The organism is Streptomyces zaomyceticus, from assembly GCF_014656215.1.
GTDB classification, from domain to species: Bacteria; Actinomycetota; Actinomycetes; order Streptomycetales; family Streptomycetaceae; genus Streptomyces; species Streptomyces zaomyceticus.
In genome coordinates this window covers 173,348-187,353 of sequence record NZ_BNBZ01000012.1, presented here as the reverse complement: position 1 = coordinate 187,353, position 14,006 = coordinate 173,348, and the positions used below count along the sequence as shown (strand labels likewise).

The window sequence follows — 14,006 nt, the reverse complement described above, 5'->3', positions numbered from 1 at the left end:
CCAGGATGGAACCTCCGTCCGCTCCGCTCCCGGCTGTTGAAGGAACCCCATGGCCTCCGCCTCCTCCGGCCCGCTGTCCGTCGCGCCCGCCACGGAGCGGGACTGGGAGCTCGTGCGCTCCTGGGCGGCCGAGGAGGGATGGAATCCCGGACTCTCCGACGCCCGCGCGTTCTTCGCGCAGGACCCCGGGGGCTTCTTCCTCGGCCGGGTCGACGGGGAGCCGGTGTCCGCCATTTCGGTCGTCACCTACGACGAGGCGTACGCGTTCCTCGGCTTCTATCTCGTACGCCCCGAACTCCGTGGTCTCGGTCACGGCCTGGCCACCTGGCGGGCCGCGCTCGCCCACGCGGGCGACCGGTCCGTCGGGCTCGACGGAGTGCCGGCGCAGCAGGACAACTACCGGCGCTCCGGCTTCGTCACGGCGTACCGGACGGCGCGGTACGTGGGCGAGGTCCCGGCCCCCGACGGCCCGGTGACCGGTGTGGTCGCCGCCGGGCTGGTCGACCCGGCCGCCCTCGCCGCGTACGACGCCGCCTGCCACCACGCCGACCGGCCGCGCTTCCTCGCCGCCTGGCTCGCCACGCCCGGCCACCGCGCGCTGGTCCGGGTCGTCGACGGACGTCCGACCGGGTACGGGGTGGTCCGTCCCGCGCAGGACGAGGCGCGGATCGGGCCGCTGTTCGCGGACACTCCGGCGGACGCGGCCGCGCTGCTCGACGCGCTCGCCGCCGAGGCGCGGGACTTCGGCTCGGCCAGGATCGCGGTCGACATGCCGGAGTCGAATCCGGCGGCGGCGCGGCTGGCCGAGGAGCGGGGGCTCGAGCCGACGTTCGAGACGGCCCGGATGTACACGGGCCCGGTCCGCCCGGTGGCACGCGAGCGCGTCTACGGGGTCACGTCGCTCGAACTCGGCTGAGGTCACGACCCTCGAAGCCGGTGTGAGGCCACTCGAAACCGGCCGGGGCCACGGCACTCGAAGCCGGGTGAGGCCACTCGAAACCGGCCGGGGCCACGGCACTCGAAGCCGGGTGAGGCCACTCGAAACCGACCGAGGTCGCGGCACTCGAAGCCGGCCGAGGTCACGCAGTCCGCGCCCGGTCGGGGCCAGGTCGTTTCCCGGCCGCGATCCGCGGCCGGGAACACCCCCGTCCGCCCCGGGAACGGACCCCGCCGGCTCGGCCGGGGCCGCCGTCCGGCTCCCCTCGAGAGGTGTGTACCTTTCCGAGGAGCAGGTACGTACCAGCACGCCCCGCCGCGGGTGTTCCGGCTGCTCGGCGCGTGTGTGACGGGGTGCCGACTCCCCTGTTCGCGGCCCTGGTCGCACCTCCCCTCACCGACCCCCCGCCGGGCCGTGAGGGGTGACAAGGGTTTTCCCCGTATCGGGTTCACCCCCCCGTTCCCTACTGTCCTCCGCACCGGCAGATATCATCCCCCGGACGCACCCTGACAGGTGCATGCGGAGGGTGGCATCCGCCGGTGACGGCCTTGACCCGGGCCGTCGCGCCGGTGGCGGCGCACGGGCCCCCCAAGCCCAGGGAATGCCGGTTCGCGACCCCACTTCGCCCCGTGTGTCCCCGCGCCGCCGCCACTGCTCCGCAGTTACGTCGTACTCGAAAGGGCCACACCTTGAACGGTTCCAGGCGGAGAGTCATATCCGTGGTCGCGAGCGCCGCGATCCTCGGCGCCGCTGCCACCACCTCCGGGGCGTTCGCCGCCGCCCCGGGCGCTGCCACCCCGAAGCCCGCACCGGCTTCGCAGACGATGCGGGCGCTCCCCAGCGCCCCGGTCGAGAAGGTCATCGTCACCTACAAGAGCCAGGCCACCGAGGCCGGCTCCAACACCGCCGCGAAGAGCGACACGGCCGAGAAGGCCGCGAAGACGGGCGAGAAGCTCTCCTTCGAGCGCCGCCTCGCCGGCGGTGGCGCCCTGGTCGACCTGGGCGACAGCGCCACCAAGCAGGACGTGACCGAGGTCATGGAGGCGTTCCGCGCCGACCCGTCCGTCGCCTCCGTCGAGCCCGACATCCGTGCCTACGCGATGGCGGTCACGCCGAACGACACCGACTACGCCAAGCAGTGGGACCTCTTCGAGCCCACCGGCGGCATGAACGTTCCGGCGGCCTGGGACAAGACCACCGGCTCCGGCGTCACCGTCGCCGTCATCGACACCGGCTACGCCGCCCACACGGACCTGGCGACCAACATCGTCTCCGGGTACGACTTCATCTCGACCTCCGCCGACGCCCGCGACGGCAACGGCCGCGACGCGGACGCCAAGGACGAGGGCGACTGGAACGCGACCGACGGCGAGTGCGGCCTCGGCTCCAAGGCCTCCAACTCCTCCTGGCACGGCACCCACGTGGCCGGCACCATCGGCGCCGTCACGAACAACACCAAGGGCATCGCGGGCATCGCGTACAACGCGAAGATCCAGCCCGTGCGGGTGCTCGGCAAGTGCGGCGGCTCGTCCGCCGACATCGCCGACGCCATCACGTGGGCCTCCGGCGGCACCGTGCCGGGCGTCCCCGCCAACGCGAACCCGGCGCGGGTCATCAACCTGAGCCTGGGCGGCGCCAGCGCCTCCTGCCCGAGCGTCTACCAGACCGCGATCAACGGCGCCGTCTCGCGCGGTACCACCGTCGTCGTCGCCGCGGGCAACAGCAACGCCAACGCCTCCGGTTTCACCCCCGCGAACTGCGCGAACGTCATCAACGTGGCGTCCACCAGCCGTGAGGGCAACCGGTCGTACTACTCCAACTTCGGCACCATCGTGGACGTGGCCGCGCCCGGCGGCGAGACCCGCCGCGCCACCGACACGCCCGGTACCGTCACCACCCCCGAGAACGGCATCTACTCCACGCTGAACTCGGGCTCGACGACCCAGTCGGCCGAGAACTTCAAGCCCTACCAGGGCACCTCGATGGCGGCTCCGCACATCGCGGGCCTCGCCGCCCTGCTCAAGTCGGCCAAGAGCACCCTCACCCCGGCCGAGATCGAGACCGCGATCAAGGCCAACGCCCGTCCGCTGCCCGGCACCTGCACCGGCGGCTGCGGCACCGGCATCGCCGACACGGCGAAGACCGTGGACGCCGTCACCGGCACCACCAACCCGCCGACCGGCACCGTCTTCACCAACGCGACCGATGTGACGATCTCGGACAACACCACCGTGTCGTCCTCGATCGCCGTCACCGGCCGCACCGGCAACGCCCCCGCCGCCCTCAAGGTCGGCGTGGACATCAAGCACACCTGGCGCGGGGACCTGGTCATCGACCTGATCGCCCCTGACGGCACGGTGCGCAACCTCAAGGCGTCCTCCTCCTCGGACAGCGCCGACGATGTCGTGACCACGTACACGGTCGACGCGTCGAGCGAGGTCGCCAACGGCACCTGGAAGCTCCAGGTCCGCGATGTGGCCTCGGGTGACACCGGCTACATCAACTCGTGGAACCTGACCTTCTAAGGCACCACAGCTCCACCCCAGAACCACCCCCCACATCAGCATTCTTGCTGGTCAGCGACGCGCTCGTGGTCTACACCACGGGCGCGTTCTGGCGTTTCGAACCACCGTCCCGGCGGGGCGTGCTGTCCGTATGCCGGACAAGGGGCCTGGACTCCTCGGGTGGGCTCCGTATTCTCTGCCCACGGGGCTCTTGGGCCGGGGGCCCGAGCGGCGGAGGTGGTGGACAGTGACGACAGCTCCGTACCTCGCCCTGCGCTCTGCGGGAATGGGCGGTCCCCCGGCGCCGGTGGGCCGCGAGGAACTCCTCGCCCGGCTCGAACGCGCCCTCCACACCCGGGGCCGCGCCCTGCTCACCGGACCCGCCGGTGTGGGCAAGACCGAGCTCGCCCTCGCCGAGGCCACCCGTGCCGAAGCACGCGGCGAGACCGTGCTGTGGCTGGCGACCCTGCCGTCCGACCGCGAGATACCCGGGGCCTCGGCCGCCGCGCTGGTGGCGTCGGTGGCGGCCACCGTGGCCTGGCCCGGACTCGGCGCCACCCCGCCCGAGACGTCCGGGGTCTTCGACGAACTGCCGGGACCCCAGCGCACCGCCGTCGCCATGCTCTGCCGCGAGGCGCCGATCGACGCGGGCGGCTGGGACCCGATCGCGCTGCGGCTCGGCATCGCCCAGATCCTGCGCACCCTGACCTGCCGGGGCCCCGTCCTGCTCGTCGTCGACGGCGTGCAGCACGTCGACGCGGACAGCGCGGACCTGCTGCGGTTCGCCCTCCACCTGGCGCCCCACTCCCTGCGGGTGGTGGCCGTCGAGACCCCGGAGCCGTACGGCGAGGCAGGGGAGCCCTACCGCGCGCTCCACCGTCCCGAGGACCCGCACGCCTCCCACCTCTGGGTGCCGTCCGAGGCCGACGTACTGCTCGTGCCCCCGCTGCACGCCGACGAGATCGCCGAACTCCTCATCCACCACCGGCTCCCCTCCCGGATGGCCGGCCGCATCCACCGCGCCAGCGGCGGCAACCCGCGTCTGGCCCTCGCCGTGGGCCGGTCCCTGGCCGACGCGCGGACCCCCGTGCACCACGCGGAGGCGCTGACCCTCTCCGGGCGTGCCCGCGACCTCGCCCGCCAGCTCCTGGGCGCCGCGCCGCTCGCCGTGCGCGAGACGCTGCTGCTCGCCGCCCTCGCGCTGCGTCCCTCCTCGACCCTGGTACGGCGGGCCGGGCGGCCCAGCGCCGAGGCGGACCTCGCGGCGGCCGAGCGGGCCGGCCTGGTGTCGCTCTCCGAGGACGGCTCGGTGACCTTCACCGCCGGGCTGCTGCCCTCCACCCTGGTGCACGACGCCTGTTGGGCCGAGCGGAGCGCGGGACACGCGGCCCTCGCGGAGGTCGTGGACGACCCCGTGGAGGCGGTACGGCACCGGGCGCTCGCCACCGACAGCCCGGACGAGGAACTCGCCGCCGAGGTCGCGGCCGCGGCCGACCTCGCCCGGCGGCGCGGAAACAACGCGCTCGCCGCCGAACTCGCGCTGCTCGCCGCCGAGTCGACGCCGGGACGCCACGGGACGCAGCGGATCGCGCGGCTCGTCGACGCGGCCGAGGAGGCCGCCCGCGCGGCCCGCGCCGACCTCGCGATGCGGGCCGCCACCGATCTGCTCGCCCGGGACGCGGTGCCGGCCGACCGGGTCAAGGCGCGGCTCGCCGTACTCGACACGGCGGGCCAGGGGCTGACCGGGCTCGACGAGATGTACGTCCACGCGATGGAGGACTCGGAGGGGGACACCGCCCTGCGGGCCGCGGTCCAGCTCCGGCTCGCCGTCAAGTACGTCCTCGCGGACGGCGATCCGCAGCGCTCGCGGACGGCGGCCGTCGAATCGGCCGCGCTGGCCGCCTCGATGGGCGATCCGCGCACCGCCGCCCAGGCGCTGACCGTGCAGGCGCGGATGGAACGGGCCCTCGGGTCACCGGACGCGGAGGCGGTGCTCGCGCAGGCCCGCGCCCTGGAGCTGGCCGAGCGCCCGCTCGGCATCCGTAACGCCGCACAGATCCTGACGATCCGCCACGCCCTGTTCGACGACCGTCTGACGGACGCCCGGGACGAACTGAACGCGCTCCTTCCCCTGGTCCAGCGGCGCGGTTCGGTGGAGGACACGATCGAGCTGTTCTCCACCCTGGCCGCGATCGAGTCCCGCAGGGGCGCGTGCGCGGCAGCCCTCGCGCACGCGGGGCAGTCCCTCGCGCTCACCCTGGAGGCGGGCCTCTCGCCCGGCCCCGCCTGGTACACGCTGGCACTCGCGGAGACGGCCGGCGGCAGCTTCGCCCGGGCGGCGAGCTACGCCCGGCGCAGTGTCCAGGCCTCGGAGGAGGAGGGCGACCGGGTCTTCCTCTCCCGCAGCCGGTACGCGCTCGGCCGGGTCCAGCTGATCAACGGCGACGTGGCCGCCGCCCTGGAGACGCTGCGGCGCGTCCAGGCCGACGAGCGCGCCCAGTCGACGGTGGACCCGTCGATGCTGCGCTGGCACGAGGAACTGGCGGAGGCGCTGCTCGCCCACGACGCCGCGGACGAGGCCCTGGCACTCCTCGACGAGGTACGGCCGGTGGCCGCCCGGCTGGGACGGGCCACGGTGCTGCTCGGCTGCGACCGCGCGTACGCCCTGTGGCTCGCGGCGGAGGGGCGGACCGACGAGGCGGCGGAGCTGCTCACCCGTACGGCCGAGGCCTTCGGGCGGGCCGGGCTGCCCCTCGAACGGGGGCGGGCGCTGATCGCCCTGGCCCGGGTCGAGCGCCGCAGACGGCGCCGTTCGGCCGCCCAGAGCGCGCTGCACGCGGCGGCCTCGGTGTTCGAGCGGGCCGGCGCCGCTCCGTGGCTGGCCCTGGCGAGCGAGGCTCCGGCGGGCGTCGCGAGCGAGAGTCCCGGGCCCGGCTCCGGGGGTGAGGAGGCGCTGCCCGCGCTGTCCTCGCTGACGGAGGCGGAGCTGCGGCTCGCCCGGCTCGTGGCCCAGGGCGCCAGCAACCAGGAGGCGGCGGCGAAGCTGTACCTGAGTGTGAAGACGGTCGAGGCGCGGTTGACCCGGATCTACCAGAAGCTCGACGTCCGCTCGCGGGCGCAACTGGCGACGGCGCTCAGGCCGTAGCCGGGCCAGGGCCGGGGAGCCGGGTTCAGACCGTGAACGGCCGTTGGTCCAGGAAGCCCTCGTCCGGGGTGCCGGTGAGATGGAGGTTCGGGCTCTGCGTCGGCGGAAGCCGGCGCTGGATCGCCCGGTGGAAATCGCGGTAGCCGCCCTGGAAGGCGCCGTCGCCCCAGACCTTGAGCAGGGCCTCGGTGAAGGCTCCGTTGACCTCGCCGTCGGCGGCGACCTGGTTGTCCTGGCAGGCCGACACGAGGAGGGCGTCGGGCCCCGCGCCGTCGGCCCGTGCCGCCTCGGCGAGCGAACCCTTGAGGCCGGCGTAGAACTCACGGTCGCGCGCGTACAGCTGACGCTGCCGGGGTTCGGGCATGAAACGGGCCGTGCCGTCGGCCGCCGGGCCGCCGGGGAGCTCGATGCTGCTGCCGCTGTGGCAGCAGTCGAACAGGGCCACGATCCGTACGTCGTCGTCGAAGGCGCGGAAGGCCCGCCGGACCTCGTCGTCGAGGAACTGCCGGTCGTACAGGACCAGGGTCTCGTCCAGCGCGTCCGGCTCGTCGTCGGAACCGAGGGCGTCCGAGCCGAGGGCGTCCGAGCCGAGCGGATCGGAGCCGGCCGTGTCCTGACCGGGGGTGCCGGAGCCCGGGACGTCGGGCACCTGCCCTCCGTGGCCCGAGTAGCTGAAGAGCAGGATGTCGCCGGGGCCGAGCCGGGCGGCGGCCTCGCCGAGGACGGCGGTGACGTTGGCGACGGTGCCGTCCGGTGTGAGCAGCACGGTGCTCTCGAATCCGGCGTTGCGGGCGAGCCGCGCCATGTCGTGGGCGTCGTTCTCGCAGGCGATCAGGGTGCCGTCCCAGCCCTCGTAACGGGCGGGGTCGACCCGGTTGAGCCCGACGTGCAGGGCGAGTCCGGTGGCCATGAGGTGCCTCCTGGCGGGCAGCGGAGGAAGCGGAGGGGACGCCGGGGCGTCTGATCGAGTGGCCTGTGGTCCGGCGCCGAGCGCGACCCTCTCCACGCGGTACCTACATCGTATGAATCCTTCCGGTCCCCCGCCCCCTCCGGACCCGGGCGCCGCCCGCCGTGCCCCGCTCGCCGACCGCACCGGCTACGACGAGGCCTTCCTCGGCCCCGTCGTCCCGCTGCCGCTGCCGGCCCGGGACTCGGTCGGAACGGTGATCCTGCCGTACACCCACTTCACCGTGGTCTTCCGGCCAGACCGGCGGTTCGCCGCCTCGACGGCCGTGTGCATCGAGGGGCGGGAGCTCCGGGAGGACGTTCCGCGCCACGACGTCTGGCGGTTCGACCCCCGGCTGCCCGAGGAGCAGCAGGCGGGCGACGAGATCTACCGGAACAACAGCCTCGACCGCGGTCATCTGGTCCGCCGGCTCGACCCGGTCTGGGGGCCGTCGGCCCTGGCGGTCCGCGCCGACGCGGACACGTTCCACTTCACCAACGCCGCTCCCCAGGCCGACGTCTTCAACCAGGGCAGACAGCTGTGGCAGGGGCTCGAGAACTACCTTCTCGACCACGCCGCCGACCACGACCGGAAGCTGACGGTGCTGTCGGGTCCGGTGCTCCACGACTCCGACCCGCCGTACCGGGGCATTCAGGTGCCGATGCGTTTCTGGAAGGTGGCCGCCTTCCTCCAGGACGGGGTGCTCGCCGCCGCCGCGTACGTCCTGGACCAGAGCCCCGACCTGAGCCGGGACGCGGAGCGGGCCCTGGCGGGGGCGACGACGGGCGCGCCGCCGCCGCTCGGTCCCTTCCGTACGTACCAGGTGCCGGTCTCGGACGTCGCGGAGATCACCGAGCTGGAGTTCGGACCGCTGCCCGATGTGGACGTGATGCCTCCGACGCGGGGGCCGGAGGAGCGCTGGCGGCGGCTGGAGTCGTACGCGGACATCGTGCTGCACCCCTGACCGCCGCCGGGCCGCCACAGGGATTGCGACGCTCCGGGGAGGGTGAAACGATGAGAGGGATCGGCCGTTTCGTCCGATCTTTCACGTCCCGGCGCCGGAGCGACCGGCGCTGCGCCAAGAGCGCCGGGCAGGTGTGGAATGCCGCTCACCGAAACCGAGTGGGGGCTCGTCGCCAGTTGGGTGCGGGACCACCTCCTCGACACCCCCGAGCCACGCGAACGACTGCTGCGCGCCGGCCTCCCGGCCGACTTCGTCGACGACCTGCCGCTCACCCCGGAGGCCGACCGGAACGCCCTGCTGGTGGTCACGGCGGCCCGCCGGGACATCGCCCACCAACGCCGACTGCTCACCGTCCTCGCGGGGCTGGACGCGCTGGCCTCCATCGACGACCCGCACGCCTTCGAGCAGGGCGCGGAGGCCCGGAATCTGCTCACCCGGCTGCAGGAGGACGAGCGGCTGCGGCGCTCCCCCCGGGACCCCTTCGTCAGCCTGCTCCTGAAGCACGGCACCGAGGTCTTCCTGAACCGGTCCGAGCTGCGCGAGAAGCTCCGGGGCTTCGTCGCCGACCCGGAGCAGACGGTACTGATCGTCGACGGCCCGCCGGACAGCGGGCGCTCGTACACCTACGAGCTCATCCGCCATCTCGGCCAGCACCTCGACTTCCGCCCGGTCCGGGTGACGCTGTCCCGTACGTCGACGGCGGCGCGCCTGATGGAGCGGCTCGCCGCCTTCGTCGCGGGACCTGAGACCGACGGATTTCCGTTGAACCCCACACGGTTGAACGATCCACTGCCGTCCATCGACGACGCCGCGCACCGGATCGTCGCCCGGGCGAGCGCCTCGGAGGACCGCTTCTGGCTGGTCCTCGACGACTGCGACCGGGTCGACGCCCACTCGGACGTGTGGGACGCCATCGGCATCCTGGCGCGGGCGATCTACGAGCACACGCCGGCACGCGTCGAGACCGTGCCCCGGCTGGTGCTGCTGGGGTACGCCACCACGATGCGCCAACTCCCGTACGAGATCCGCAAGAACGAGTGCCGGGACACCACGCGCCTCGCGGACGAGGACGATCTCCGGTCCTTCTTCCGGGAGTTCTTCACCGACGCCGTCGCGTCGCCGGGCCAGGAGGCGGCGGGCCAGGAGGCGGCGGTCCACGAACTGACGGAGACGGCCGTGACCGAGGTGCTGCGGGCCGTCGACTCGCCCCCGAACGGCGACAGTTACATGCGCAGGCTGTGTACGGCCACGGAGGACGTCGTACGGCTCCACCGGACCCTGCCTCCGGAGTCGCCGCCGCCCGGCGAGTCCGTCCATCTGCTGCGCGACGCCCTGCGGGCCGGCCTCAGCGCTCCTGTCGCCACCCTGCCCGACCCCCGTCGCTCCTACCGGGAGGCCGCCTGCCTGCTCCAGGAGTTCGACCCCGCGCTGCTGCGTCTGCCCGGCGAGGAGCGGTCCACCGGGCGGGCGGTCCTGGAGCTCGTCGACGACTGCACCGCCCTGCCCTCCTCCGGGGCCACGGCCTGGATCCTCAAGCCCGAGCTGCGCGACGCCACCCTCGCGGGTCTCGCGGGCCCCGCCGCCGCGCTGGACGCCCTGCGGACCAACATCGGCCTGCGGCCCGAGGGGCCGGGCCCGGAGCGCACCGCCCTCGCCCTGCTCACCGGCGCCGGACTCCCGCCCGCGTACCCGCGCGGCCACGCCCGGGACGACGTCGAGGAACTCTCCGACACCCTTCAGGCCGTGCTCTGGCTGAGCCGGGTGCCGGGGGTCACCGGGCTGCCCCCGGTCGACGAGGTCCAGCACCGTCTCGAGTCGGCCCGGCTGCTCCAGCCGATGCACCGGCTGATCCGGGGCACCTTCCACGGCCGCGCCGCCGAACTCGACTCCCTGCACGCGTACATCGCGCTGCCCGAGGAGCCGGCCGAACCACCGGTGCTGCTCCACGGGGTGGGCGGCATCGGCAAGAGCACCCTGCTCGCCAGGTTCCTCGTCGACGCCCTGGCCGCGGCGCCCGCCGGATTCCCGTTCGCCTACATCGACTTCGCGCGCCCCACCCTCTCCGTGCACGAACCCGCCACCGTGATCGCGGAGATGGCACGGCAGCTCGGTGTCCACCACCCCGCGCTCCGCGCCTCCTTCGAGGCGCTCGCCGACGAGTGCGAGCGGACGGCCGCGGTCCAGCGCGGGGAACGCAACGAGCTGGACGAACTCCACCAGCTGGCCGGCACCCGGGCCACGCTCGCGCGCGACTACTCGTCCGACTTCCACGCCCGCGCCAGCGCGCGCGAACAGGAGCTCGCGCACCGGATCGCGTCCCTGGTCGCCGAGGCCGTCCGCCCGGCCCCCGGGGGGACGGCGCCCCCGCTGGTGGTCGTCGTGGACTCCTTCGAGGAGGCCCAGTACCGGGGCTCGCCCGTCATCGCCCGGATGTGGGCCATCTGGACGGCGCTGCGGGCCGCGTACTCCCGTCTGCGGTTCATCGTCTCCGGACGGGCCCCGATCGACCATCCGGCCCGGGTCCTCACCCCGCGCACGATGGAGATCGGCGAGCTCGACCGCCAGGCGTCCGTGGACCTGCTGATGTCCTCCGGGGTCCGGGACGAGACGCTCGCGGAGGACCTCGCCGACCGGATCGGCGGACATCCGCTGAGCCTCAGGCTGGCGGCGCGCACGGCGGTCGCCGTGGGCACCGACTCCCCGTCCTTCGGCGGGCTGCTGCGCGGACTTCCCTCCCGCAGACGGTACTTCGACCGGCAGGTCGACCAGATGCTCATCCAGGGCACGCTGTACGACCGCATCCTCAAGCACATCGCGGAGGACGACGTCCGGGCCCTCGTCCAGGCGGGCCTGGCCCTCCGCTTCATCACCCCCGACCTCCTCCGGGACGTGCTGGCCGGTCCGGCGGGCCTCCGGGTCGAGACCACCACGGAGGCCCGTCGCCTGTACGGACTGCTCACCTCGCGGGTCGACCTGATGGAGTCGGCGGGGCCCGAGGCCATCAGGCACCGGGCCGATCTGCGGGCCATCATGCTGCGCCTCTCGGACAGCGCGCGGACCGACCTGATGCGGGCCGTGGACCACAGCGCCGTCGCGTACTACGCGGTCCGCGAGGGGGCCGGGAACCGCGCCGAGGAGATCTACCACCGGCTCCGGCTCGGCGAGAACCCCCGTACGGTGGAAGCGCGTTGGGAACCGGGGGTCGGCGCCTACCTGGGCGGCTCCACGGACCGGGAGATGCCGCCCCGCTCGGCCGCCTTCCTGCTCGGCAGGATCGGCGGCCACGTCCCCGACCAGATCATGATCGAGGCGGACCAGGAGGACTGGGAGCGGATCGCCGCGCGCGAGGTCGAGGACCTGCTCACCCAGGGGTACGTGGAGGCCGCGGCCCAGCGGCTCGCCGAGCGTCGTCCGTGGACGCCGTGCAGCCGGCTGCACGCCCTGCTCGCCGAGACCCTCGCCCGCTCCGGCCGGACGGCCGAGGCCCGCGGGAGCGCCGAGCGGGCCGTGGACAGGGCGGCGGAGGCGGGCTGCGCGGAGACCCAGCTCGAACTGCTCCAGCTGTCGGCGCGTCTCGCGCAGGACACGGGCGACTTCGCGGAGGCGGACCGGAACCTCCAGGAGGCGGAGGAGATCGCGGCGGGTCTGGGGCTGCGCTTCGAATCCCTGGGCGTACTCGTCGCCCGGTCGCGTCTCGCCACCCTCGCGGACGCCGACGCCGCTCCGGCACGGGAGCGCCTCGCCCGGACGCTGCGCGGGATGCCCGACGCCGATCTGGCGCGGCAGCCGTCGCTGGCCCGTACGGCGGCCGCCGCGGCCTCCCCGTCCGACCCCCAGCTCCTGGAACACACGCTGCGGTTGGTAGGTCTTCCGGCCGACGAGGAGGCGGTGGTGACCGAGCTCGCCCGGTGGATCGACACCACACTCGTCGACGAGCCCGGGCTCCGCGAACCGCTGGCCCGCATCCTGGCGGCGGCGGCCGGGGAGGGAGCCGTCGCCCCGGACGACGCGGCCGGTCTCGACCGCGGGCGGATCGAGAGCCGACTGCGCGCCGCCCGGCGGCGCGGCACCCTGGACAGCGTCGCCCGGCAGGCCCTCACGCTCCGGGACGCCAGCGGGGACCTGCTGCTCGGGGTCGCCTCCGCGATGGAAGCGGGCCCGCCGCCGCGCGGCGCGAGGGCCCGGGAGGACGCGGGAGGGTTGTCCGCGCGCGCGGGTCCTCCGCCGAACGCGGCCGGGGCCGCGCTGCGCAAGGAGCCGTTCCTCCTCCCGCAGGACCTCGTACGGGTCCGCAACGCCGCCCTGGAGGCCGGGCTCGCGGACCGGGCCGTCCGCGCCTCGCTCCTCAAGGGCGTCCCCGGCTACTTCACGGCCACCCTCGAAGCGCTGGACGATCCCCGGGAGCAGGTCCACGCCGATCTGACCGCGATGAACCGGGTCGAGCGGCTGATCGACGGGCTGGTGCCGCTGGAGATCTGGCTGCACAACGCGATCGAGCAGACGCGTGAACCCGGACCTCGCGCCGTGCTGCAGGGCTCCCTGGACGTCGTCGCCCGCGCGATCACGGGCGAGGCCGAGCTCCCCGCGGAGTTGATGCCCGGGGAGATGAAGGAGGAGATCGTCCTCCAGGACGACACCGTGCCGTACGAGTTCCTGCACGGCGGGATCCGGGCCGGTGCCTCCGTGGCGCTCCTGAGGATCCCCCCGTACGAGTCGGGCGCCCCGCTTCTGCCGTCCTATCCGCACGGCGGCACGGGATGGATGATCGCCCCGGATCTGCTGATCACCAACCACCATGTGGTGATGGCCCGTTCGTGGGAGGCCGGTGTGCGGCCGTTCGTGAGCGACGAGGACCTGCGGCTCCAGGCGCTCATGTCGCGCTCCCGTTTCGACTTCGTCGAGAACGCCGCGGCGGCGCCGGAGGCGACGGCCGGTGAGCTCGTCGCCTGGGACGCGGCGCTCGACTACGCCATCGTGCGGCTCTCCTCCGACCAGGAGCGGCGCCCGACGCTCCGGGTCGCCACCCGGCCGCTGCTCGTCCGGGAGCGGCAGCGGGTTCCGGTGAACATCATCCAGCACCCGGGCGGCCTGCCGAAGCGGGTCGCGCTCCGCAACAACCTGGTCTACCGGGCGGACGAGCACGACATCCTGTACTTCACCGACACCCGGGGAGGCTCCTCCGGTTCCCCGGTCTGCCTCGACGACTGGACGGTGGTGGGGCTGCACCGGGGCACGCGGAAGGTGGACGAGGTCGAGTTCCAGGGCGCCCGGACACGGTTCGTGAACGTCGGCACCCAGATGAGCGGGATCCTGGCCCATCTCCAAGCATCCCGGCCGGAGTTGTACGAGGAGATCATGGCCGCCCAGTCGGGCCGCCCGGCCCCGGGGAGTCCGCCGGACGGAGGTCCGGCGAAGGGGAACCCACCGAACGGAAGCCCGGCGAAGGGGAGCCCGGCGAGCGGGAGCCCGGTGGGCGGAATACCGACGAACGGGACACCGAGGTGAGAGAC

Annotated in this window: 6 protein-coding genes; 5 read left to right on the top strand and 1 reads right to left on the bottom strand. The window is 73.9% G+C overall.

What is annotated here, in order from left to right; all coding sequences use genetic code 11:
• Positions 1–49 precede the first annotated feature (49 nt).
• The 3 genes from IE311_RS18090 (at position 50) to IE311_RS18080 (ending at position 6,586) form a co-directional block, all read left to right on the top strand.
• Complete coding sequence (locus tag IE311_RS18090; RefSeq protein WP_189832729.1) at positions 50–916, top strand: GNAT family N-acetyltransferase; 867 nt, start codon at positions 50–52, stop codon at positions 914–916.
• Positions 917–1,761: 845 nt separating this feature from the next.
• Positions 1,762–3,462, top strand: coding sequence for a S8 family serine peptidase (locus tag IE311_RS18085; protein ID WP_229902002.1), 1,701 nt, complete (start codon positions 1,762–1,764; stop codon positions 3,460–3,462).
• A 265-nt stretch (positions 3,463–3,727) separates the two neighbouring features.
• Positions 3,728–6,586: a LuxR family transcriptional regulator gene (locus tag IE311_RS18080; RefSeq protein ID WP_189832761.1), complete on the top strand. Its 2,859-nt coding sequence runs from the start codon at positions 3,728–3,730 to the stop codon at positions 6,584–6,586.
• Between the two features lie 25 nt (positions 6,587–6,611).
• On the opposite strand, the gene IE311_RS18075 is transcribed toward IE311_RS18080, so the two are convergent.
• Positions 6,612–7,496 (bottom strand): caspase family protein, encoded by an 885-nt coding sequence (locus IE311_RS18075; protein WP_189832727.1) that lies wholly within the window; start codon positions 7,494–7,496, stop codon positions 6,612–6,614.
• Between the two features lie 112 nt (positions 7,497–7,608).
• Here IE311_RS18075 and IE311_RS18070 point away from each other — a divergent pair, with 112 nt between their 5' ends.
• Positions 7,609–8,496, top strand: a complete 888-nt coding sequence (locus IE311_RS18070; RefSeq protein WP_189832726.1) for a DNA/RNA non-specific endonuclease — start codon at positions 7,609–7,611, stop codon at positions 8,494–8,496.
• Positions 8,497–8,634: 138 nt separating this feature from the next.
• Entirely contained in the window at positions 8,635–14,001 is a 5,367-nt protein-coding gene (locus IE311_RS18065; RefSeq protein WP_189832725.1) for a trypsin-like peptidase domain-containing protein, read from the top strand.
• The last annotated feature ends 5 nt before the right edge of the window (positions 14,002–14,006 follow it).